This is a genomic window from Streptomyces sp. NPDC030296, assembly GCF_055572815.1.
In genome coordinates this window covers 1198-24802 of the sequence record NZ_JBVICQ010000008.1, presented here as the reverse complement: position 1 = coordinate 24802, position 23605 = coordinate 1198, and the positions used below count along the sequence as shown (strand labels likewise).

Here is a 23605-nt window from a genome sequence, read left to right as displayed (position 1 = left end):
ACACCGCAGGAGAACCGGCGGCGCAGCCAGTCTAATGAAGGTATCCCCGCTGTCTAGCCTTTCAATGCATCAATCTTTTGCGGATGCACTACGGATTTCGTAGGCGTTAGGGCCATGTTCCGGCTCCGTCTCGCCGGTCCCGCCGGTCTCGGGTGGCCTGTTCTCGCCGTCGAGCAGCCGCTCGGCGGCCCCCCGGTGCAGCCGGGCCGCCGCCGGGTCGCCGAGCCGTTCCAGGGTGTCAGCGAGCCGGATCTGGAGCGCGGCCTGCAACCGGACGTCCCCGGCGCGCCGCGCCCACTCCACCGCCTCCTGACAGGTGGACAGCGCCTCCTCGGGGCGCCCGGCGTACTCCTGGACGCGGGCCATCTCGCTCAACGCCCTCGCCTGGGCGCCCACATCGCCGAGCCTGCGGTGGCCGGTGAGGGCCGAGCTCCAGTTGCGCAGCGCCTCGCCGTAGCGGCCCGCGTAGGTGTACGCGGTGGCGATCCGGCCGTACAGCCGGGCGGCGTCCTCGCGCTCGTCCCGGGCCAGGCGCTGGGCGAGCGCCCTGCCGTACCAGTCGGCGGCCCGTTCGTAGTCCTCCAGCTCCTGGTGGGCGCCGCCTACGGATTCCATCGCGCGGCCGGTCGCGTAGGGGTCGTTCGCCTGCCGTCCGGCGTCGAGGGCGGCCCGGTAGCGGGCGAGCGCCGCCCTCGTCCGGCCGGTGCGGGCGTCCAGGTCCCCCAGGTTCAGCAGGGCCGCCGCCTTCTCGCGCGGCAGGTCCCGGCGCTCGGCGACATCGAGGACCAGCCGGTGGACGCCGTACAGGTCGGCGGCCACGGCCTGGGTGCCGAAGTGCGCCACCAGGGCCCGGACGAGCTGGGACATCAGCCGTCGGGCGAGGGTGTCCAGCTGGCCGTCGGCGACGGCGAGCCGGGCGGCGGCGAGCAGCGCGGGCCGACGCACCCGCAGCCACTCCTCGGCGGCCCTGGGGCTCGGGAACCGCAGCGCCTTGGGCATCTCCAGGAGCTTCTCGCGGGCGAGCGGGCTGTCGGTCTCGGTGATGGCCCGGCAGGACTGGAGCAGCCGTACCGTCCGCTCCAGCATCCGGGCCCGGGCCAGCTGGAGCTCGCGCGGCTTCTCCTGGCTCTCGGCGGCGGCGCGCAGCAGCGGCTGGAGGCAGCCGGGGACCTCGTACTGGGGCATCGCCGAGTCGGCCCGGTGCAGGAACCCCAGGGCCACGAAGTCGTCCAGCGCGGTGCGGGCCGCACCGACGGAGCAGCCGGCGAGCCCGGAGGCGATGTGCGGGTCGACCAGGCCGGCCGGAGCGAGGGCGAGCAGGCGCAGTATCCGGGCGGCGGCACCCGGCAGCGCCGCGTACGAGAGCCGGAAGACCCGGGCGAGAACCGGGCCCTCGTCCTCCTCGGCGCGCAGTTGTTTGGCCAGGTCGGAGACGGCGACGGTGGGCCGGGCGGCGAGCCATCCCCCGGCGAGCCGCAGCGCGGCGGGCTGGGCGGCGCACACCTCGGCGAGGATCTCGGCGGAGCGCGGGTCGACGGTGACGCGCACCGAGCCGGTGAAGCGTTCCAGCAGGGCCACCGCGGACTTGGTGTCCAGTCCGCCCAGGGTGCACGGGCGGACGTCGGAAATGCCCGTCAGCGGCCCCCCGGAGACCGCGACGACCAGGGAGTCGGGGGTGTCCGGAAGCAGCGCGTCGACCTGCTCGGCGTCGACCGCGTCGTCCAGCAGCAGCACCACCCGGCGGTCGGCCAGCGCCTCCCGGAGCGCCTCGCTGAGGTCGTCCTCGTCGGCCCCGGCGGGGACCGGGAGACCGAGTTCGCCGAGCAGGTGACCGGCAGCCCGCTCGACCGGGACGCGGGTGCCGTCCGGCTCGGCGAGGCGGGCCCGCAGCACCCCGTCGGGGTAACCGTGGGCGATCTGCCGGACGAGTTCCTCGGCGAGCGCCGTGCGGCCGAAGCCGGGCCGGCCGGCGATGAGCAGCACGCGCGCGTGCGGTGCCTTGCGGCCGGCGAGGGTGTTGAGCCCGGCGCGGTCGATGTCGGCCCGCAGCTCCTTCAACTCCCGTGCCCTGCCGAGGAACTGACTGTCCGTGGGGGCGGCCTCGACAGCCGGGGGCCGCCCTGTTCCGGACGCCGGGGCTCCCCCGGTGTCCACCGCCTGATCCGCCACGGGCCACACTCCCGTCCCACCGCACGAGCCAGCCCGCCGGGACTCCGGTTCGGGCGTTTCCCGAGCCTAGTTCACGCTCTGCGACGATCTCGGCGGAGCGGGGCGGACGGATCCCTCGATCGGATCAGAAGATCGTACGACTGACGCCACGAGGAGAACGACCCTTACGGCCCCTACGACTCGAACGGGCGGGCGGGCCACGGCGCCTCGGCCGGACGCAGCGCGTCCACCCCGTCGCCGCTGCGCGCCGCCACCAGCGACAGCGCGCCCACCACCAGGCAGTTGTTGTGCAGCTCCCCGGCCAGCACACCCCGGACCACCTCGTCGAGGGGCACCCGGGCCAGCTCCATGTCGGCCTCCTCGTCCTCCACCTCGAAGCGCCGTCCGTCGGCCTCGGAGAGGTCGCGGGCGAGGAAGACGCGGACGGCCTCGTCACAGCCGCCGGGGGTGGTGTAGACGTCGGTCAGCACCCGCCAGTCCTCCGCCTTGACGTGCGCCTCCTCGTACAGCTCGCGCTGGGCGGCGTGCAGCGGGTTCTCGCCCGGCACGTCCAGGAGGCCCGCCGGGATCTCCCACAGCTTCTGGCGCACGGGGTGGCGGTACTGGCGGAGCACCAGCACGCGGTCCTGGTCGTCGAGGGCGAGAACGGCGACGGAACCGGGGTGGACCTGGTAGTCCCGCCGGACCACCGAGCCGTCGGGCATGACCACGTCGTCGGTGCGCACGGAGGTCTTGTTGCCGGTGAACGGCGTCTCGCTCGCCCGGACCTCCCACTCCTCGGCGGTGTCCTTGATCGTCATGTCGACTCGTCCTCCCACACGTGCCATGAAACCGGGGCGCACCTCCCGAAAGAGGCGCACCCCGGTCACCGTACAACTCCTGCGTCGCGCAACTGACCGTCACCAGCCGCGACTTGCTGTCACTTTCCTGCGGTCTTCCGCTCCACGGCGGCCTTGACCAGACCCGCGAAGAGCGGGTGCGGGCGGGTCGGACGGGAGCGCAGCTCGGGGTGCGCCTGCGTCGCTACCAGGTAGGGGTGGACCTCGCGCGGGTACTCGACGTACTCGACGAGCTTGCCGTCGGGCGAGGTGCCGGTGAACTGCAGGCCCGCCTTCTTCTCCAGTTCCGCGCGGTAGGCGTTGTTCACCTCGTAGCGGTGGCGGTGGCGCTCCTCGACGTACTCCTTGCCGTCGTACACCTCGCGCACGATCGAGCCCTCGGCGAGCTTGGCCGGGTACATGCCCAGGCGCATCGTGCCGCCCATGTCGCCCTCACCGGCGACGATGTCGAGCTGCTCGGCCATGGTGGAGATCACCGGGTGGGCGGTGGCGGAGTCGAACTCGGTGGAGTTGGCGTCCGGGATGTCGGCGAGGTTGCGCGCCGCCTCGATCACGATGCACTGCAGACCGAGACAGAGGCCGAGCAGCGGGATGCGGTTCTCGCGGGCGTACTGGATGGCGCCGACCTTGCCGGAGACACCGCGGTCGCCGAAGCCGCCGGGGATGCAGATGGCGTCGACGTCGGCGAGCTGCGCCGCGGCGCCGGCCGGGGTCTTGCAGTCGTCGGAGGTGACCCACTTGATCTTCACGCGCGCCCGGTTGGCGAAGCCGCCCGCGCGCAGCGCCTCGGTGACCGAGAGGTAGGCGTCGGGCAGGTCGATGTACTTGCCGACGAGCGCCAGGTTGATCTCGTGCCGCGGGTTGTGGACGCGGTCGAGCAGGTCGTCCCAGGTCGTCCAGTCCACGTCGCGGAACGGCAGGTCCAGCTTGCGGACGACATACGCGTCGAGGCCCTCGCCGTGCACGGTCTTCGGGATGTCGTAGATCGAGCGGGCGTCCGGGCAGGCGACGACGGCGGCCTCGTCGACGTCGCACATGAGGGAGATCTTCCGCTTGATCGCGGCGGGCACCTCGCGGTCGCAGCGCAGCACGATCGCATCTGGCTGAATACCGATGTTGCGCAGTGCCGCGACCGAATGCTGCGTCGGCTTCGTCTTCAGTTCCCCGGAGGGGCCGATGTACGGCAGGAGCGAGATGTGGACGACGAAGACGTTGTCACGGCCGACCTCGTGGCGGACCTGGCGGACGGTCTCCAGGAACGGCAGCGACTCGATGTCGCCGACCGTGCCGCCGACCTCCGTGATGACGACGTCGACCTCGTCGGACGCCATGCGCCGGATGCGGTGCTTGATCTCGTTGGTGATGTGCGGGATGACCTGCACGGTGTCGCCCAGGTACTCGCCGCGCCGCTCCTTGGCGATGACGGTGTTGTAGACCTGCCCTGTAGTGACATTGGCAGAGCCGTCCAAGTCGCGGTCTAGGAAGCGCTCGTAGTGTCCGATGTCGAGGTCGGTCTCGGCGCCGTCGTTGGTGACGAACACCTCACCGTGCTGGAAGGGGTTCATCGTGCCGGGGTCGACGTTCAAGTACGGGTCGAGCTTCTGCATCACCACGCGCAGGCCGCGGGCCTTGAGCAGCATGCCGAGGCTGGAGGCGGTCAGCCCCTTGCCGAGCGAGGAGGCGACACCCCCGGTGACGAAGATGTGCTTGGTCGTCGTGGTGCTGTTTCGGAAAGCAGCGGGCGGCATGGCCAAGAGGGGGCTCCCGTGGTCGCGGTTCTGGGTGCGGGTCGGCCGCCGCCCGATCGGGTCGTCGGGGGGTGCCGTCGCTGCGGTTCGGGGGTCCCTTGCGAGTCGGGGCGCCCACCGGTCCACGGGCTACCAGGGTATCAGCGACCGGCCACGATCGCTTCCGGCCACTCTCCGCGTACGGGCCGCCACGGACTTCGTACGACAGTCGGCGAATACCGGCCGCGGGTCACCCCTGGCTCACTCGTTCGGCCCACTCACGTTGCCTGGAGCGGCACGCGCAGCCCCCCGGTGCGTCGTATCCTCTTCGGACACTCGCTGCCGAGCCCGGCCGGGGAAACGGCACCACCCCCGCCCGTCTCCGGAAACATGCGAGCTCGTCAGTTCGTTGAGCAACGATGGCCTCATATGCGTTGAGGATCGTTGAGCGACATCGCATGACACCAGCCCTTGGATCACTCTGGAAGCATGGATCCTTTGTCGATCCCTCGGGTCCCTTGACCGCACACCGCACAGCGACCGCCCCTCGGGGGGCGACGTGGCCGTTCGACTGGAGTTGCACGTGGCCGGGCGCATCGAAGACTACGCACTCATCGGAGACATGCAGACCGCTGCCCTGGTCTGCCGGGACGGGACGGTCGACTGGCTGTGCCTGCCCCGCTTCGATTCCCATGCCGTCTTCGCGGGCCTCCTCGGCACCGAGGAGCACGGCTTCTGGCGCCTGGGCCCCGCCCACGCGGCCGACGCCGAGCCGCCGACGGCATCCCGCCGCCGGTACCGCGGCGACTCGCTGATCCTGGAATCCGAGTGGGACACCCCGCGCGGCACGGTCCGTGTGACCGACTTCATGCCGCCCCGTGACGGCGCCCCCCAGCTGATCCGCATCGTCGAGGGCGTCAGCGGCCGGGTCCCGATGCGCTCCGCGCTGCGGATGCGCTTCTCGTACGGCCGGGTCGTGCCCTGGGTGCACAAGCACGAGGGGCGCACGGTGGCCGTCGCCGGCCCGGACTCCGTGTGGTTCGACACCGAGTGCGAGACCTACGGCAAGGCGCTGACGACCTACTCCGACTTCACGGTGACCCCGGGCGACCGCATCGCCTTCACCATCTCCTGGCAGCCTTCTCACAAGGAACCGCCGCCGCTGCCCGAGCCCGAGCCGTCGCTGCAGGCCACGGAGGAGTTCTGGCGGGAGTGGGTGGAGCACTGCACGTACCACGGCCCGTACCGCGAGGCGGTGGTCCGCTCGCTGATCACGCTCAAGGCCCTGACGTACGCCCCGACCGGCGGGATCGTCGCGGCGCCGACGACGTCCCTCCCGGAGCACATCGGCGGCGTCCGCAACTGGGACTACCGCTACACCTGGCTGCGCGACGCGGCGATCACCCTCTCCTCACTGCTGCGCACCGGGTACCGGGACGAGGCCCGCGCCTGGCGCGAGTGGCTGCTGCGGGCGGTCGCAGGCGACCCGGAGAACCTGCAGATCATGTACGGCATCGCCGGTGAGCGGGAGCTGGGCGAGGCGGAGCTGGAGTGGCTCCCCGGCTACGAGAACTCCGCGCCCGTCCGGGTCGGCAACGGCGCCGCGCACCAGCTCCAGCTGGACGTGTACGGCGAGGTCACCGAGGCCCTGCACCTGGCCCACATGACGGGTCTGGCCCGCAACGACTACGCCTCCCTGCTCCAGCTGAAGCTGATCCGCTACCTGGAGGACCACTGGGACGAGCCCGACGAGGGCATCTGGGAGGTCCGCGGCCCGCGCCGCCACTTCGTGCACTCCAAGGTCATGGCCTGGGTCGCGGTGGACCGCACGATCAAGCTCATCGAGTCCGGTGACGCGGACGGCCCCCTGGAGAAGTGGCGCGAGCTGCGCGACGACATCCACCGGGACGTGTGTGAGAAGGGCTACGACAAGGAGCGCAACACCTTCACGCAGTCGTACGGCTCGAAGGAGCTGGACGCCTCCCTGCTGCTGATCCCGCAGATGGGCTTCCTGCCGCCGGACGACAAGCGCGTCATCGGCACCATCGAGGCGATCCAGCGGGAGCTGTCGACCCCGGACGGCTTCATCCTGCGCTACCCGACCGCCGGTGCGGACGAGGGCGTGGACGGGCTGCCGGGCGACGAGGGCGCCTTCCTCGCCTGCTCGTTCTGGATGGCGGACGACCTGGCGATGATCGGCCGCGTCGACGAGGCCCGCAAGCTGTTCGAGAAGCTGCTGTCGCTCCGCAACGACCTGGGCCTCCTGGCCGAGGAGTGGGACCCGGAGCTGAAGCGCCAGGTCGGCAACTTCCCCCAGGCGTTCAGCCATGTCCCCCTCATCGACACGGCCCTCCGCCTGACCGCCTCGGGGGCGTACGGCGGCTGACGCACGCCCCCCGATCCGTCGCGCACGGCGGCGGATCGGCGCACGACCAGGCGCATGCAGCAAGCGCTTGCGCCTGGTCCGGGGGTTCGCGTCCACCCCATGGGCGCCCCCGTGTTCGAACAGGACCGATCCGCCGTACCCGCCTAGCCTGGAAGAAGTCCTGTCTCCTGGCTGAAAGGGGCCGGTCATGGCTCCCCTTTCCAAGGCCCACACGGCGCTGACCGAACTCCGCGAGGATCTGACCGGCGATGCGCTCGCCCCGGGGGACCCCGGGTACGACGACGCCCGGACGGTGTTCAACGGGATGATCGACCGACGTCCGGCGGTGATCGCCCAGTGCGAGAACCCGACCGATGTCGTACGGGCCGTGCGCTTCGGCCGTGACCTCGACCTCAACATCGCGGTGCGCGGCGGCGGCCACAGCGTGGCCGGATCGGCCCTCAACGACAACGGCCTGGTCATCGACCTGCGCCGGATGCACTCGGTCACGGTCGACCCCGCCGCGCGCAGCGTCCGGGTCGAGGGCGGCGCCACCATGAGCCACCTCGACCGCGCCACCGAGCCGTACGGTCTCGCCACCACCGGCGGCCGGGCCTCGACCACCGGAGTCGGCGGCTTCGTCCTCGGCGGCGGCAGCGGATGGCTCGAACGGGCCTTCGGCCTCGCCATCGACAACCTCCTCGGCGTGGAACTGGTGACCGCCGACGGCCGCGCGGTCCACGCGACCGCCGAGGAGAACCCGGAGCTGTTCTGGGCCCTGCACGGCGGCGGCGGCAACTTCGGCGTCGCCACCGCCCTCACCCTGCGTCTGCACGAACTGCCCGCCTTCGCGATCGCCCTGCTGCTGTACGAGCCGGAGCACGGCCAGGAGGTCGTCCGCGTCTACCGCGAGGTCCTCGAGAACGGCCCGCGCGAGGCCGGCGGGGGTGTCCTGTACTTCACCGGTCCACCCGAGGAGTTCGTCCCGGAGCACATGGTGGGCCGGCTCGTCTGCGGGATGCTCCTCACGTACGCCGGCACCGAGGACGACATGCGCAAGGTCGCCCAGCCGCTGCTGGCGCTGCCGCACGAGGCCGAGGTCGTCGGCGCGATGCCGTACGCGGACGTGCAGTGCATGATCGACGATCCGCCCGGACTGCGGAACTACTGGTCGGCTGAGTACCTGACCGGCCTGCCGGACGAGGTGGTCGACGTCTTCTGCGCCGAGGCCCGGTCGATGCCCGTGCCGACCAACTCGCAGCACATCCTCTTCCCGTACGGCGGCGCGGTCGCCGACGGCCCCGCCGAGTACCCGGTGCCGTACCGCGGTGCGCCATGGGCCGTGCACCCCTTCGGTGTCTGGGAGGACCCGGCGGACGACGAGCGGGCCGTCCAGTGGGTACGGGACGTCCGCGAGCACGTCCGGCCGTGGAGCACCGGCGCGGTCTATCTGAACTTCATCGGCGACGAGGGCGAGGGCCGGGTCCTGGCCGGCCTGGGCGCCGAGAACGCCCGGCGGCTGATGGCGGTGAAGGCCGAGTACGACCCCGACAACGTGTTCCGCTTCAACCACAACATCCCGCCGCGCGACCCCAAGGGCCGGCCCGCCGCCCACTGAGCGCTCCCCGGACCACTGAGCGCGCCTTCCCCGGACCACTGAGCGCCCCTCCCCCGGGCCGCTGAGCGCCCCTCCCCCGGCCACTGAGTGCTCCGCGCCGGGCGCTCCCGCGAGCGGCTCCCGGCGCGAAGATGCCCGGTCGGCCCGCGCGCGGGTACCGTCCGGTCCATGGACACCCGTGACAGCCGCGTACCCGCCGACGGTCGTGAGGCACAGGCAGGTATCACCGTGCGGCGGGCGCTGGAGCTGCCCGGGCTGCGCGGCGGGCTGCCGGAGGTCCTGGCCGGCGCCGACCGGCTGGAGCGGACCGTGCGCTGGGTGCACGCGGGCGAGGTCCCCAACATCGCCTCGCTCCTCAAGGGCGGCGAGCTGCTGCTGACCACGGGCTACGGGCTCGGTACGCGCCCCGCCGACCAGCGGGCGTTCGTACGGACGCTGGCCGACCGCGGTATCGCGGCACTCGTCGTCGAGCTGGGCACGCGGTTCACACGCCTTCCCCCGGCCCTGGTGGAGACCGCGCGCTCGGCCGGTCTCCCGCTGGTCCAGCTGCACCGCGAGGTGGCGTTCGTGACGGTCACCGAGGAGATCCACACCGAGATCGTCAACGGCCACTACGCGCTCCTGCAGCAGGCCGAGGAGGTCCACCGGCGCTGCACCGAGGCGCTGCTCGGCGGTGGTGGGGTGCCCCAGGTCCTCGGCATCCTGGCCGACTTCAGCCGCAACCCGGTCTTCCTGGAGACCGCCGACGGCCGGCTCCTGTACGCCGCCGGGGCCGGGCCCGCCGACACCGATCCGCTGCAGGTGTGGGAGGGGCTGCGGGACCGGCACCAGGACGAGCCGCCGGCCGGGACGACCATCGTCGACGTACCGGGCGGCGGACCGGGCACGGGCTCGGTACGGGCCCGGCTGGTCCTCCTGCCCGTGGTCGCTCCCCTGGCGCCGGTGCACCGGATGGCCGCCGAGCGTGCGGCCGGTGTCCTCGCCGTCGTCCTGATGCAGGCCCGGCAGGAGGAGGAGCTGGCGGCGCGCGGGCGCGGCGACTTCCTCACCGATCTCGCCGAGGGCCGTATCGAGGCGGAGGACGCCCCCGCCCAGGCCCGTGTGCTGGGCTTCCGACCGGGCGGCGGGCCCCTGCTGCCGGTGGTGATGCGGCTCGCCGACGGCCTGTCGCCGGGCGGTGGCTGGGCGGTGCTGGCCCGCGCGGTCGCCGAGGAGCTGACCCTGGTGGGCGTCCCCGTCCTGCTGGGGGTCCGGCCGGTCGAGGGCCGCGTCCCGCTGCTGGTGGGCCTGCGTGAGGAGGCGGAGCGTCCGGCGGTGGCTGACAAGGTCGCGGCGGCGCTGCGGGCGGGCGTGGAGCGGGCCGGTTTGCAGCGGCCGGGCGGACGGCCGCCCGTGGTGGTCGTCGGGGTGCCAGGGGACTGGGCGGCCGCCTCGGCGGGGCTCAGGCACGCGGCGGAGACGGCGACGGCCGCGCAGGGGCTGGCCGACCGCCCCTGGTACGACGCCCGGCGGCTCGACATCGACCTGCTGCTGTGGCGGCTGCGCGACCAACCCGACCTGGCCGCCTTCGTGGACCGCGCGCTCGGCCCCCTCCTCGACCACGACAGCCGCTCCCGGCCGCCGCTGCTGCCGACCCTGCAGACGTACCTCGCCCACGCGGGCCGCAAGGCGGAGACGGCCCGCGAGCTGCACCTCAACCGGCAGACCCTCTACAACCGCCTCGCCCGCATCGGCGAACTGCTCGGCACGGACCTGGACGACCCGCAGACGGTCCTGGCCCTGAGCCTGGCGCTCAAGGCCCGCAGACACGTGCCGTAGGAGGCGACCTCAAGGCACGCGGGTGTGGCCTCACATGAGGGGCCGGAGGTCGGTCAACTCGTCGTAGACGCTGAGCACCTGGGCCACCGTCTCGTCCTCGGTCGGCCAGGTCGCGGCCTGCCGGGTGCCCCGGTCGCGCAGTTCTTCCTGGAGCGCGGGGTCCTTGAGCAGGCACGCCACGGCCTCGGCGAACGCCCCTGCGTCCCCGAACGGGACGAGCGCGGCGGCGTCGCCCACGAGTTCGGGCACCGATCCGGCGGAGGCCGCGACGAGCGGTACGCGCGCGTGGAGCGCTTCCTGGGCGAGGACCGAGCGCGCTTCGGGTCCGCCGGGCAGCAACGCCAGGTCGGCGGCCGCGACCAGCTCGCCGATGTCGTCGTGCCGCCCGATGAGCCGTACGGGCAGTTCCTCGTCCTCGATGCGCCGCTGGAGGGCGCTCCACTGCGGCCCCTCGCCGACGATCACGACGAGCGGCTCGGGGTCGAGGCCGCGCCACTCCCGCGCCGCGTCGAGGAGCGTGTCGTACCCCCGGTACCGGTCGAGCGAGCCTGCGGCCACCAGCAACGGCCTCTCGGTGGCGCCGAGTTCGGCCCGGGTCTTGGAGCGGTGCCGGTCGGTGTCGTCGCCGTTCCGGCGGAGCGCGGGCACGGAGACGGCGGCGAGCCGGGCGTCGCGGGCGCCCCGGCTGCGGGCGCGGTCGACGAGTTCGGAGGAGGTCCCGAGCACCACGGCGGCGGCCTTGGCGACCCGCCGCTCCAGCAGCCGCAGCAGATGGGCCCGCGCGCCCTCGGCGTAGGACCGGGTGTGCCAGGTGACCACGAGCGGGGTGCGCCGCCCGCCGAGCGCGAGGGTGGCGCGGAAGCCGGCGTGCAGGCCGTGCGCGTGGACCAGGTCGGCGTCGGCGCAGGCGTTGCGCAGGGTGGCCACGGAGGCGGGGTCGCTGCTGCGGGGCACGTGGATGTGGCGGGCCCCCACGCCGGTGAAGTCGTGGACGCCTTCGGTCTCGTGGGGGGCGCACACGGTGACCCGCACGCCCCGGGCGACGAGTCCCGAGGCCAGCGACCGCACATGCGCGCTGCTCACCGCGCTGCCGCCGCCGAGCACTTGCACGGTTCGCAGCGGCGACTGGCCGTGCGGTGAGTGGCTGCTCACGTGGCTCACGTGGCCGGGGCTCCTGGTTCGGGGTCGGACGGTCACGAAGAAACGTACAGAAGGATCCGGCGGCGAGGATGGACCGCGCGAGGCCGCTTCTGCGTGGTCTGCGTAGCACGTCTCGCTACGTCGTACCTGTCCAAGGATGCCAGGCCGTACGGGTGTTCCGGCACCGCCGGACCGCACGAACGGCGCACCCGTGGGCAACACGACACCCAGCGTCACTCACACGAGTGAACTCCCGCACGACGTTGCCCCTCCACACCACTCCCGCCCCACTCCTGCCCGCCACACACCGGCGACCGCGGCCGGGCCAGGACGGCCCCGACGTCGCCCGCCGCCACCACGCCCGCAGCGAGCCCCTCGGGTGGGCGCGGAACCCGCGTCTCGGATCCCCGGCGCCGACGACGTCGTCGTCCGTCCCGCACGCCCCGGCGGCCAGGATCGCAAACTCGGCGGCTGGGCAGCTCCGGCCGGCCGCGAGCAGGGTGCCGAGCGAGCGTGGCCCCCGGTCCGGCGTACAGGGTGACGGTCCGGCCGGTGTGGTTGGTGCGCTGCCAGCGGGGGGGCGCCACCGGGTGCCGTGGCCCGGAGGACGGCGACGCCCGCGCGGGCCGCGCAGGCGGTCAGGCGTCCGCCCGCGCCGCCGCCAGCAGTTCCTCGGCGTGTGCCCGTGCCGTCTCGGAGTCCTCCTGGCCGGCGAGCATGCGTGACAGCTCCCGTACCCGGTCCTCGCCCTCCAGGACCTTCACGCCGGACCGGGTCACCGAGCCGTCGTTGGTCTTCTCCACCAGCAGCTGCCGGTCGGCGAAGGCGGCGACCTGCGGCAGGTGCGTGACGACGACGACCTGCGCCGACCGCGCGAGCCGGGCGAGCCGTCGGCCGATCTCGACGGCCGCCTTGCCGCCGACACCGGCGTCGACCTCGTCGAAGAGGTACGTCGGCACGGGGTCCGTCCCCGCGAACACGACCTCGACGGCCAGCATCACCCGTGACAGCTCACCGCCCGAGGCGCCCTTGGCGATGGGCCGCGGCGGCGCCCCCGGGTGGGGGGCGAGCAGCAGCTCGACCTCGTCGACGCCGGACGGCCCGTACGCGACCGTGCGTCCGCCGACCTCGACGCCCTCGGGGTCCTCGGTCTGCCGGATCTCGAACGACACGCGCGCGTGCGGCATGGCGAGCGAGCCCAGCTCGGCGGTCACGGCGGCGGCGAACCGCTCCGCGGCCTCCTGCCGGGCGTCCGTCAGAGCCTGTGCGAGACCGCCCAGTTCGACGCGCAGCGCGTCCCGCTCGGCGGTCAGCTCCTCGATGCGTTCGTCGTCGCCGTCGAGTTCGGTGAGCCGCTGGGCGCTCTGCTCGGCCCAGGCGAGCACGGAGGCGATGTCCTCGCCGTACTTGCGGGTGAGGGCGGTGAGGGCGGCCCGCCGCTCCTCCACGGCCGCGAGCCGCAGCGGGTCGGCGTCCAGGTCGTCGGCGTATCCCGCCAGCTCACCCGCGACGTCGCCGAGCAGGATGCCGATCTCGCCGATCCGGTCGGCGAGCGCGGCCAGCGCCGGGTCGTGCGAACGAACGGCCTCCAGCGCCCGGTGGGCGCCCGCGACGAGCGTCGAGGCGTCGACGCCCTCGGGGTCCTCGGGATTGCCCGCGAGCGCGGCGTGCGCGGCCGTCGCGGCGGATGCCAGCGCCTCCGCGTGCCCCAGCCGCTCGGCCTCCTCGGCCAGCTCCACGTCCTCGCCGGCGCGCGGCTCGACGCCCGCGATCTCGTCGAGCCCGTAGCGCAGCAGGTCGGCCTCCTGGGCCCGCTCACGCGCACGGGTGACGATCTCGTCGAGTTCGACGGCGACGGCACGCAGCCGCCGGTACGCCTCGCCGTACTTGGCGAGCGGCACGGCCACCGCGTCCCCGGCGTACCGGTCGAGGGCCGCCCTCTGCCGGGACAGCTTCAGCAGCCCCTGCTGGTCGGTCTGCCCGTGCACGGCCACCAGTTCGTCGGCCAGCTCCGCGAGGACGCCCACGGGCACGGACCGCCCGCCGAGGTGCGCCCGCGACCGTCCCTCGGCGGAAACGGTACGGCTGATCAGCAGCGCCCCGTCGTCGAGTTCGGCCCCGGCCTCCTCGGCCCGGACGACCGCCGAGGCGCCGTCGGGCATGGCGATCCGGCCCTCGACGACCGCGTTCTTCGCGCCGATCCGCACGAGCGCCGGGTCCGCCCGGCCGCCGAGCAGCAGACCGAGACTGGTGACCACCATGGTCTTGCCCGCGCCCGTCTCACCCGTCACCGCGGTGAAGCCGGGTGACAGCTCGACGACCGCGTCGTCGATGACTCCGAGCGACCGTATCCGCATCTCCTCCAACACGGACAAGACCATACGAGGTCGAGGGAGGGAAGTGCGACGCCCCCCGTCCCCGATGTCACTCAGGGGAGGTACAAGGCGCCCCGCGAGCGGCTCCGACGCAACCCCCGGCCGCCGGAAGCCACCCGCCCCCTGCTGCGAACGGCTAGTGCCGTGCCCCCCGCCACCCCGCGACGGGCAGCGCGAACTTGGCCACGAGGCGGTCCGTGAACGACGCGTGGTGCAGCCGGGCCAGCCGGACCGGTACGGCGCCCCGCCGGACCTCCACCCGGGCCCCCGGCGGCAACTCCACCGTCCGCCGCCCGTCGCACCACAGGACCCCTGGCGGGATGTGCGGCAGCACCTCCACCGCGAGCACCGAGTCCGGCGACGTCACCAGCGGCTTCGCGAACAGCGCGTGCGCGCTGATCGGCACCATCAGCAGCGCCTCGACCTCCGGCCACACGACGGGCCCGCCTGCGGAGAAGGCGTACGCGGTCGACCCGGTCGGCGTGGACAGCACGATGCCGTCGCACCCGAACCCGGTTACCGGCCGACCGTCGATCTCCAGGACGACCTCGAGGAGCTTCTCGGCGCCGGCCTTCTGCACGGCCGCCTCGTTCAGCGCCCAGTCCGTGTGGACGATGTCCCCGTTCCGGTGAACGACGACGTCGACGGTCATCCGCTCCTCGACCTCGTACGCCTTGGTCACCACGCGGTCGACAACCTTGTCGAGGTCGTCGCGCTCGGCCTCCGCGAGGAAGCCGACGCTGCCTAGGTTGACGCCGAGCATCGGCACCCCGGAGGCGCGGGCGAACTCCGCGCCGCGCAGCAGCGTGCCGTCACCGCCGAGGACGATGAGCAGCTCGCACCCGTCGAGGCACTGCGGGGTGGCCTCCTTGACCAGCTCCACCTCTTCGGGGAGTGGGATGTCCTCCGCCTCGGCCTCCAGGACGCGTACGCCCAGCCCGTGGTGGAGGAGGCCCTTCACCACGAGTTCCGCACTGCGGATGGCCGCCGGCCGCCCGGTGTGGGTCAGCAGGAAAACGGTTCGAGTTCGGTCCAGAGTCACCGCGGCCCCTCCGCAACTGCTCGGTCGACGTCGGCCGGGTCCAGCGCGGGTGCCCCGGCACGCAGCCACAGAAAGTACTCGACGTTGCCCGAGGGTCCGGGCAGCGGACTCGCCGTCACGCCCTTCACCCCGAGCCCCAGCTCACCGGCCCGGCGCGCCACCCCGCACACCGCTTCGGCACGCAGCTCCGGACTCCTCACGACTCCCCCGCTGCCCAGCCGCTCCTTCCCCACCTCGAACTGCGGCTTGACCATCATCACCAGATCGGCGTCCGGCTTCACGCACCGCACCAGGGCGGGCAGTACCAGGCCGAGCGGGATGAAGGACAGATCCCCCACGACAAGATCCACAGGCTCCCCATCGATCGCTTCGAGCGTCAACTCCCGTACGTTCGTACGGTCCTTGACGGTGACGCGTTCATCGCTCCGCAGAGTCCACGCGAGTTGGCCGTATCCGACGTCCACGGCGACGACATGGGCGGCGCCGGCCCGCAGCAGGACGTCGGTGAAGCCGCCGGTGGAGGCCCCGGCGTCCAGCGCCCGCCGCCCCTTGACGGCCAGGCCCCGGGGGACGAACGCCTCCAGCGCCCCGGCGAGCTTGTGGCCGCCTCGGGACACGTACGCGGGATCGCCGTCGTCGCTCGCGACGACGATGGCGGCCGCGGTCTCCACCTGGGTGGCGGGCTTGGTCGCGACGGTCTTGCCGACCGTGACCCGCCCGGCGGCGATCAGCTGGCTCGCGTGCTCACGCGACCGCGCGAGCTTCCGCCGGACCAACTCGGCGTCGAGACGGCGTCGTGCCACACCTGCCACGTTCGGTTCAGCTCCTCGTGCTGTACGGCGTCGGGGGCGCCGGAGGTCCCGGGCGGGCGTCGAGCGCGGTGAGCGCGTCACGCAGCCCCCGGTGCACATCCTCGTACACCTCGACGTGGCCGTCGGTGGCGAGGTGGTCGGCGTCGGCCAGCCGGTCGAGGGCGGCGTCCACGTCCGGGTGGCCGGTGGCGGTGCGGGCCACGTTCAGCGGGGCCGGGGCCGCGGGGTCGTCCTCCGGCTCGACGACCGCGTCGGCCGTCTCCTCCCCCGCGGTGGCCTCGGACACAGAGTCGCTCATGCCCCGACGCTACCCCGAAGCCCTGGGGTACCGTCGACCGCGATGGCAACGATTGAGGAGTGCCGCGCCGCGCTCGAAAAGCTCTCGGACAACATGGCAGGCGCCGATGGACACGTGCGCGAGGCGACGACCCTCGACCGCTCGGTGAGCTGCCACATCAAGGACCTCGACGTCACCTTCGTGGGCCGGATGCGCGACGGCCGGATCGAGGTGCACGACACCCTTGAGGGCCCGCCGTCCGAGAAGGCCCAGATCCGGCTCGCCATGACGGGCGACGACCTGGTGGCCCTCGTCCACGGGGAGCTGAACTTCGCCAAGGCCTGGGGTTCGGGCCGGGTGAAGCTGGAGGCGGGCTTCCGTGACCTGCTCCAGCTCAGGAAGCTTCTGTAGCGGCGGCCTGCGCCTCCCGGCCGACGCCCCGCTCGCGCCCCTCGGCGCCGGTCCGCGCCCGGCGGGCCGCCGGCACCACCAGCGGTGTGCCCGTCTCCGGGTCGTCGATGACCTGGCAGCGCAGCCCGAACACCTCCTCGACCAGCTCCGCGGTGACGATGTCGCCGGGCGCGCCCTCGGCGACGACCTCGCCGCCGCGCAGGGCGATGAGATGGGTGGCGTACCGGGCGGCGTGGTTGAGGTCGTGCAGCACGGCGACGAGGGTGCGGCCCTGTTCCTCGTGCAGCTCGGCGCAGAGGTCGAGCACGTCGATCTGGTGCTGGATGTCGAGGTAGGTGGTCGGCTCGTCGAGGAGCAGCAGCGGGGTCTGCTGGGCGAGTGCCATGGCGATCCACACGCGCTGGCGCTGCCCGCCGGAGAGCTCGTCGACGTACCGGTCGGCCAGCTCGGCGACGCCGGTGGCCTGCATCGACTCCCGGACGATCCGCTCGTCCTGCGCCGACCACTGCCGCAGCAGGCCCTGGTGCGGGTAGCGGCCGCGGCCGACCAGGTCGCCGACCGTGATGCCGTCGGGCGCGATCGACGACTGGGGCAGCAGGCCGAGCGTCCGCGCGACCTGCTTCGCGGGCATCGACTGGATGACCTGCCCGTCGAGGAGCACCCGCCCCCGGGACGGCTTCAGCATCCGGGACAGCGCGCGCAGCAGGGTGGACTTGCCGCAGGCGTTGGGGCCGACGATCACGGTGAACGAGTTGTCGGGGATCTCCACCGACAGCTGCTCGGCGATGACCCGCTGGTCATAGGCGAGGGTGACGTTCTCGGCGGACAGGCGGTTCACAGTGCTCCTCTGGTTGTTCTCGTTCACCGGCCCCGCCGACGTCACCGACGCGCTGGGCTGGGGGCGGCTCATATCCGCCCGGCCTTCCGCTCCGTGACCAGCAGCCACAGCAGGTAGACGCCGCCGAGGACGCCGGTGACGACCCCGACGGGCAGCTGGTCGGCGCCGAAGGCCCGCTGGGAGGCCCAGTCCGCGACGACGAGCAGGGCGGCACCCATGCACAGCGAGGGCACCAGGTTGGGGCCGGGGGACCGGGTCAGCCGCTTGGCGAGCTGGGGCGCGGTCAGGGCGACGAAGCTGACGGGTCCGGCGGCGGCGGTGGCCCCGGCGGTGAGCAGCACGGCGGACACCATCAGCAGCATCCGCACCCGCTCGACGCGCACGCCGAGGGCGTACGACACGTCGTCGCCCATCTCCATCATCCGCAGCCCGCGCGCGTTGGCGAGGACCGTGGGCACGAGGATCGCGCACATGATGAGCAGCGGCCCGACCTGCTCCCAGTCGCGCCCGTTGAGCGATCCGGTCATCCACACGACCGCGCGGGCCGCGTCGACGATGTCGGCCTTGGTGATCAGATAGCCGTTGACGGCCGTGGCGACCGCGGAGACTCCGATGCCGACGAGCACCAGCCGGTAGCCGTGCACGCCCCGCTTCCAGGCCAGCAGATAGATGGCGAGGCCGGTGAACAGGCCACCGCCGAGCGCCCCGAGGGCGACCTGGTCGGCGTCCCCCGAGAACAGCACGATGACGACGAGCGCTCCGGCCGTGGCGCCCTGCGAGAGGCCGAGGACGTCCGGACTGCCCAGGGGATTGCGGGAGATGGACTGGAACAGCGCCCCGCCCAGGCCGAGCGAGGCCCCGACCAGCAGCCCGACGAGGACCCGCGGCAGCCGCAGATCGTTGATGATCAGCTCCTGGCTCGGGTCGCCGTCGCCGAGCAGCGTCCTGACGACGTCGGCGGCGGGGATCGGGAAGTCGCCGGTGCCGATGAGCACGACACTCGCGACGAGGGCCGCGAGCAGCAGCAGGACGACGACGACGAACGCCCGTACGTCGAGGCGCACGGAGAGGCCGCCGGGCGAGCGGAGCGCACGGTTGCGCACGGCGGGCTTGCTCATGACTCTCGTCTTCACAGCTGCGCCGTCCTCCGCCGTCGTACGAGAAAGATGAAGACCGGGCCGCCGAGGATCGCGGTGACGATGCCGACCTGGAGTTCCGCGGGCCGGGCCACCACCCGGCCGATGACATCGGCGCCGAGCAGCAGCACCGGCGACAGGACGGTCGCGTACGGCAGGATCCAGCGCAGGTCGGGCCCGGTGAACGAGCGGACGACGTGCGGGACCATCAGCCCGATGAACACGATCGGCCCGCAGGCGGCGGTGGCGGCCCCGCACAGCACGGTGGCGGCGGCCATGGAGAGCGCCCGGGTGCGGTTGAGGTCGGCGCCGAGGGCACGGGCGGTGTCGTCGCCCATGGCCACCGCGTTCAGCGGCCGGGCGAGCAGGAGTGCGACGACCGTGCCGACCACCAGGAACGGCAGCACCTGCTCGATCGTCTCGTCGGTCGCCGAGGCCAGTGAACCCACCGTCCAGAAGCGCATCTTGGACAGCGCCGCCCCGTCCATGATCATCACGGCTTGGAGGTAGCCGTACAGGGCGGCGCTGATCGCCGTACCGGCCAGCGCGAGCCGTACGGGTGTCGCGCCCCGGCTGCCGCCGAGGAACCACACCAGTGCCCCCACGGCCGCCGACCCGAGGAACGCGAACCACACGTACCCGGTCAGCGAGGTGACGCCGAAATAGGTGATGGCGGTGACGACGGAGGCGGACGCGCCCGCGTTGATGCCGAGCAGCCCGGGGTCGGCCAGCGGGTTCCGGGTGAGCGCCTGGAGGACGGCCCCGGCCAGGCCGAGCGCGGCCCCGGCGAGCAGCCCGAGGAGGGTGCGCGAGATCCGCTCCCCCACGACGACGTCACCGTACGTCCCCGTCTCCTCGAACAGGCCGTGCCAGACCTGCGCGAGGGACAGCTCCTTCGCGCCGATCGCGATGCTCGCCAGCGCGACCAGGGTCAGCAGGCCGACGGACACGAGGAGTCCGGCGGCACGCATCGCTGCTCTGCGCTTCGGGGGCACGGAGGCGGTCTCCGCGCGCGGTTCGGGGGGACTCTCGACCAACACCCGGTTAGGTTAGCCTATCCTCCCTTACGGCTCGATCCCGCCCTTGCACACCGGCGGGGAACCCTCACCGCGCCCCCGCGTCTCTCACAACCCGAGCCGCGCCAGCGCCTTCTCACCGTCCAGCTCGCACGAGCCGCCGCCGGCCGCCGTCCACGCCACCGCGCACAGCGCCCGCAGCCCGTCGAGCGGCTCGCCCTCGCCGTCCAGCAGCAGCCGGTCGCCGTCGGCGGTCGCCGTCCAGCCCCCGCACCGGAACCCCGCGCCGTCCGCGGCGACTTCGGGCTGTCCGGTGAGCAGCCCCCGCAGGTCGGCGTCGACGTAGGTGGGCCGGTGCTGCGGCGGGGCGGCGAGGAGTTGGGCGCCGTCGGTCACTCCGGTGAGGACGAGCAGCGAGTCGACCTCGCCGTTGAACGCGCCCTCGATGTCCGTGTCCAGCCGGTCTCCCACCACCAACGGCCGCCGGGCGCCGGTCCGCAGGATGGTCTCCTTGTGCATCGGCGGCAGCGGCTTGCCCGCCACCTGCGGCTCGGCTCCCGTGGCGATCCGTACGACCTGGACCGCCGCCCCGTTCCCCGGTGCGATGCCCCGCGCGCTCGGGATCGTCAGGTCGGTGTTGGACGCGAACCACGGGAGCCCGCGCGCGATGGCGTAACTCGCCTCCGCGAACCGCCCCCAGGGCAGGTCGGGCCCGCCGTACCCCTGCACGACGGCCGCCGGGTCGTCGTCGGCGGACTCGACGGGTTCCAGTCCCCGCTCACTCAGCGCGACCCGCAGCCCCTCACCGCCGATGACCAGCACGCGCGCACCGGCCGGCAGTTGTTCGCTGATCAGCCGGGCCACGGCCTGCGCCGACGTGATGACGTCCCCGCCCTCGGTCGGTATGCCCAGCTCGGTGAGGTGTTCGGCCACGGCGTCCGGTGTCCGCAGCGCGTTGTTCGTGACGTACGCCAGGTGCATCCCGCCCGCCCGGGCGGTTGCGAGCGACTCGACGGCGTGCGCGATCGCGCTGCCGCCCGCGTACACCACGCCGTCCAGGTCGAGCAGCGCCGTGTCGTAGGCCTCGCTCAGGGCCTGCCCACTGCCGTCGGGCCGCGTCCTGACTGTCTGGCTCATTGCACACCGCTCCTCGCTCGACACCGGTACGCGCGCGTACCCACCCGGTCGTCCATCGGTCCGATCGCTTCACCCGATCATCGCGCATGGCACTGACACACATACGATGCACCAATGAAGAACGCAGGTCCCGCGGAGGAGACCCCGGCGCGCAGCGGCCTCGAACTGACCCCGTTCCGGGGCCTTCGCTACGACCCCGACCGGGTCGGCAGCCTGGCCGCCGTGACATCCCCGCCGTACGACGTGGTCGTGCGGCCGGACGGTCTGCTCCACCTCGAGTCCGCCGACCCGTACAACATCGTCCGCCTGATCCTTCCCCAGGCCGACACCCCGACCGCCAGAAACGAACAGGCGGCACAGACGCTGCGCAGCTGGCTCGCCGACGGCGTCCTGGCCGCCGACCCCGAGCCCGGCCTGTACGTCTACGAACAGGGTGACGGCAGCATCCTCCAGCGCGGTCTCATCGGTGCCCTGCGCCTCTCGGAGCCCGCCGACGGCGTGGTCCTCCCCCACGAGGACGTCATACCGCACGTCATCACGGACCGCGCGGCCCTGATGCGGGCGACCTCCACCAACATGGAGCCGCTGCTCCTGACGTACCGGGGCAACGGTTCCACCGGCGCGACCGCCGTGGTCGAGCGGACCGTCGAAGGGCCCCCGCTCCTCGCCACGACCACCGAGGACGGCTTCAGCCACCGCCTGTGGGCGGTCACGGACCCCGGCGACCTCACCGAGATCCAGGCGGACCTCGCGGGTCACCAGGCCCTCATAGCCGACGGCCACCACCGCTGGGCGACCTATCTGCGCCTGCACACCGAGCACCCGTCCCCCAGCCCCTGGGACTACGGCCTGGTCCTGCTGGTGGACACGGCCCGCTACCCCTTGCGGGTCCGGGCGATCCACCGCCTCCTGCACGGCCTTCCGGTCTCCGACGCGCTGGCCGCCCTGGACGGCCACTTCCGCGTTCAGCGTCTGGACGTCCCGCTGCCGGACGCCCTGTCGGCCCTGGCGGACGCGGCCCGCGCCGGCAACGCCTTCCTCCTCGCCGGCGACGGCGCCTTCCACCTCGTGGACCGCCCGGACGCGGACCTCCTCGCCCGGACGATCCCCGCCGACCGCCCGCCGGCCTGGCGCACCCTGGACGCGACGGTCCTGCACGCCACGCTCCTGCGCCATGTGTGGCGCATCCCCGAGGACTCCCCCGCACACGTCGCGTACATCCATGACACGGCCGCCACCGTCGAGAAGGCGGAACGCGACGGCGGCACGGCCGTCCTGATGCACCCGGTACGCGAGGAGGTCGTACGCGACCTGGCCCGTCAGGGCGTCACCATGCCCCGCAAGTCCACGTCGTTCGGCCCGAAGCCGGCCTCGGGCCTGGTCCTGCGCGCCCTGCACCTGTAGGCGCCTCCGACATACGAAAGGGGGCGGGATCCGCGTGGGATCCCGCCCCCTTTCGGTGCCTCTACAAGCCGAGGTCAGTCCTTGTCGGCCTCCCGGCCCACGCCGCCCTCGGAGCCTTCGGCGTCCGCGGAGTCCTCCTCCACGACCACGACGTCCTCGTCCACGGCGGTCGTCAGGTCACGAGGCTCGGCGTCCTCCACGGGCAGGCTGTCGCCGTCGCCATCCCGCACGTCCCGCTGCTCGTCCTGCTGCTCGTCCTGGTCCTCGACCTCGATGAGGGCGTCGACGAACTCGACGCCGTCCATCTCGGCGAGCCGGTCGGAGGCGTCCGTGCTGCCGTCCTTGTCGGCCTCGACGGCCTTGGCGAACCACTCGCGTGCCTCGCCGTCACGCCCTGCGGCGAGCAGCGCGTCGGCGTACGCGTACCGCAGTCGCGCGGTCCACGGCTGGACGGAGTTGGAGGCCAGTTCGGGGCTCTGCAGGGTCACGATGGCCGCGTCGAGCTGCTCCATGTCCCGGCGTGCTCCGGCCGCCACGAGACGCATCTCGACCTGACCGGCCTTGTCCAGCTTGTGCACCTCGGGCGCCCCGGCCATGTCGAGCGCCTTCTCGGGCCGCCCGAGACCACGCTCGCAGTCCGCCATGACGGGCCACAGGTCCACGCTGCCGGTCATCCGCCGCGCGGCCCGGAACTCGGCGAGCGCCTCGCTGTACTTCTGGTTGGCGTACGCGGCGAAGCCGGCCGCCTCCCGCACGGCGGCGACGCGCGACGCAAGCCGCAGGGCGACCCTGGAGTAGCCGTACGCGCCCTCGGGGTCCTCGTCGATGAGCCGGGCGACCATGACCAGGTTCTTGGCGACATCGTCCGCGAGCGTCTTGGGCAGGCTCTGCAGCTCCTGCCGTACGTCCTTGTCGATCTCCTCGCCGGTGACGTCCTCGGGAATCGGCAGCCGCTTGATGGGCTCCCGGTCCCGGTCCCGCTCGTCGCGGAAGCGCCCACCGCCACGCCGGTCGTCCCGCCGGTCGTCGCGCCGGTCGTCACGCCCGCGGAAACCGCCGGGCCGACCGCCCCGGTCGTCACGTCGGGGCCCACGCCCACGGTCGTCGCGACCCCGGTCGTCCCGCCCGCGGAAGCCACCGCGGTCTCCGCCACGGCTGTCACCACGGTCGTCACGGCGGAAGCCACCCCGGTCGTCGTCACGACGGTACGAGGGACGCTCCCCCTCACGCCGCTCGCCGCGGTCGTCACGCCGGTCGTCCCGACGGAAGGGCGGCCTGTCGCCGTCCCTTCGGTCGTCACGCCGGAAGTCGTCGCGTCGGTCGTCGCGGCGGAACGGCGGGCGACCGCCGCGGTCGTCACGACGGTCGTCGCGCCCGCCACGGAACCCACCGCGGTCTCCGCCACGGCTGTCACCACGGTCGTCACGGCGGAAGCCACCCCGGTCGTCGTCACGACGGTACGAGGGACGCTCCCCCTCACG

General features: G+C 73.0%; 18 protein-coding genes. 5 read left to right on the top strand and 13 right to left on the bottom strand.

Annotated elements, in window-relative coordinates; genetic code table 11:
* Window positions 1–69: 69 nt before the first annotated feature.
* From ACZ4Z3_RS23005 to ACZ4Z3_RS22995, 3 genes are all read right to left on the bottom strand, one after another.
* Window positions 70–2169, bottom strand: coding sequence for a tetratricopeptide repeat protein (locus tag ACZ4Z3_RS23005; protein ID WP_468502766.1), 2100 nt, complete (start codon window positions 2167–2169; stop codon window positions 70–72).
* Between the two features lie 173 nt (window positions 2170–2342).
* Entirely contained in the window at window positions 2343–2969 is a 627-nt protein-coding gene (locus ACZ4Z3_RS23000) for an NUDIX domain-containing protein (protein ID WP_468502765.1), read from the bottom strand.
* 119 nt (window positions 2970–3088) lie between these two features.
* A complete protein-coding gene (locus ACZ4Z3_RS22995; protein ID WP_468503102.1) occupies window positions 3089–4756 on the bottom strand; it encodes a CTP synthase in 1668 nt (555 codons plus the stop codon).
* A gap of 562 nt (window positions 4757–5318) precedes the next feature.
* Between ACZ4Z3_RS22995 and ACZ4Z3_RS22990 the strand changes: the two genes are divergently transcribed.
* From ACZ4Z3_RS22990 to ACZ4Z3_RS22980, 3 genes are all read left to right on the top strand, one after another.
* Window positions 5319–7121 (top strand): glycoside hydrolase family 15 protein, encoded by a 1803-nt coding sequence (locus tag ACZ4Z3_RS22990; protein WP_055538873.1) that lies wholly within the window; start codon window positions 5319–5321, stop codon window positions 7119–7121.
* 187 nt (window positions 7122–7308) lie between these two features.
* The gene (locus ACZ4Z3_RS22985; RefSeq protein WP_468502764.1) at window positions 7309–8718 is read left to right on the top strand and encodes an FAD-binding protein; all 1410 of its coding nucleotides are present in this window, start codon (window positions 7309–7311) and stop codon (window positions 8716–8718) included.
* Between the two features lie 168 nt (window positions 8719–8886).
* Complete coding sequence (locus ACZ4Z3_RS22980) at window positions 8887–10536, top strand: PucR family transcriptional regulator (protein WP_468502763.1); 1650 nt, start codon at window positions 8887–8889, stop codon at window positions 10534–10536.
* Between the two features lie 30 nt (window positions 10537–10566).
* On the opposite strand, the gene ACZ4Z3_RS22975 is transcribed toward ACZ4Z3_RS22980, so the two are convergent.
* The 5 genes from ACZ4Z3_RS22975 to ACZ4Z3_RS22955 all read right to left on the bottom strand — a co-directional run bounded on the left by ACZ4Z3_RS22975 (window position 10567) and on the right by ACZ4Z3_RS22955 (window position 16203).
* Window positions 10567–11697: a glycosyltransferase family 4 protein gene (locus tag ACZ4Z3_RS22975; protein WP_468502762.1), complete on the bottom strand. Its 1131-nt coding sequence runs from the start codon at window positions 11695–11697 to the stop codon at window positions 10567–10569.
* Between the two features lie 617 nt (window positions 11698–12314).
* On the bottom strand, window positions 12315–14057 hold the full coding sequence (gene recN, locus ACZ4Z3_RS22970; RefSeq protein ID WP_468502761.1) for a DNA repair protein RecN: 1743 nt from the start codon (window positions 14055–14057) through the stop codon (window positions 12315–12317).
* Window positions 14058–14187: 130 nt separating this feature from the next.
* A complete protein-coding gene (locus tag ACZ4Z3_RS22965; RefSeq protein WP_099965749.1) occupies window positions 14188–15093 on the bottom strand; it encodes an NAD kinase in 906 nt (301 codons plus the stop codon).
* Window positions 15090–15905, bottom strand: coding sequence for a TlyA family RNA methyltransferase (locus ACZ4Z3_RS22960; protein ID WP_468502760.1), 816 nt, complete (start codon window positions 15903–15905; stop codon window positions 15090–15092). Before ACZ4Z3_RS22960 ends, ACZ4Z3_RS22965 begins: the two co-directional genes overlap by 4 nt.
* 7 nt (window positions 15906–15912) lie before the next feature.
* Complete coding sequence (locus ACZ4Z3_RS22955) at window positions 15913–16203, bottom strand: hypothetical protein (protein WP_055521211.1); 291 nt, start codon at window positions 16201–16203, stop codon at window positions 15913–15915.
* A gap of 42 nt (window positions 16204–16245) precedes the next feature.
* Here ACZ4Z3_RS22955 and ACZ4Z3_RS22950 point away from each other — a divergent pair, with 42 nt between their 5' ends.
* A complete protein-coding gene (locus tag ACZ4Z3_RS22950; protein WP_468502759.1) occupies window positions 16246–16593 on the top strand; it encodes an SCP2 sterol-binding domain-containing protein in 348 nt (115 codons plus the stop codon).
* On the opposite strand, the gene ACZ4Z3_RS22945 is transcribed toward ACZ4Z3_RS22950, so the two are convergent.
* From ACZ4Z3_RS22945 to ACZ4Z3_RS22930, 4 genes are all read right to left on the bottom strand, one after another.
* Window positions 16577–17503 (bottom strand): ABC transporter ATP-binding protein, encoded by a 927-nt coding sequence (locus tag ACZ4Z3_RS22945; RefSeq protein ID WP_468502758.1) that lies wholly within the window; start codon window positions 17501–17503, stop codon window positions 16577–16579. The two genes, ACZ4Z3_RS22950 and ACZ4Z3_RS22945, sit on opposite strands and share 17 nt — an antisense overlap.
* Window positions 17500–18549: a FecCD family ABC transporter permease gene (locus tag ACZ4Z3_RS22940; protein WP_468502757.1), complete on the bottom strand. Its 1050-nt coding sequence runs from the start codon at window positions 18547–18549 to the stop codon at window positions 17500–17502. Before ACZ4Z3_RS22940 ends, ACZ4Z3_RS22945 begins: the two co-directional genes overlap by 4 nt.
* A gap of 11 nt (window positions 18550–18560) precedes the next feature.
* On the bottom strand, window positions 18561–19607 hold the full coding sequence (locus ACZ4Z3_RS22935) for a FecCD family ABC transporter permease (protein ID WP_468502756.1): 1047 nt from the start codon (window positions 19605–19607) through the stop codon (window positions 18561–18563).
* An 84-nt stretch (window positions 19608–19691) separates the two neighbouring features.
* Entirely contained in the window at window positions 19692–20720 is a 1029-nt protein-coding gene (locus ACZ4Z3_RS22930; RefSeq protein ID WP_468502755.1) for an HAD hydrolase-like protein, read from the bottom strand.
* Between the two features lie 114 nt (window positions 20721–20834).
* Between ACZ4Z3_RS22930 and ACZ4Z3_RS22925 the strand changes: the two genes are divergently transcribed.
* Window positions 20835–22124: a DUF1015 family protein gene (locus tag ACZ4Z3_RS22925; protein ID WP_468502754.1), complete on the top strand. Its 1290-nt coding sequence runs from the start codon at window positions 20835–20837 to the stop codon at window positions 22122–22124.
* A gap of 74 nt (window positions 22125–22198) precedes the next feature.
* Here the strand turns inward: ACZ4Z3_RS22925 and ACZ4Z3_RS22920 are convergent, their stop codons facing one another.
* Window positions 22199–23074, bottom strand: a complete 876-nt coding sequence (locus ACZ4Z3_RS22920) for a tetratricopeptide repeat protein (protein ID WP_468503101.1) — start codon at window positions 23072–23074, stop codon at window positions 22199–22201.
* Window positions 23075–23605: the final 531 nt, after the last annotated feature.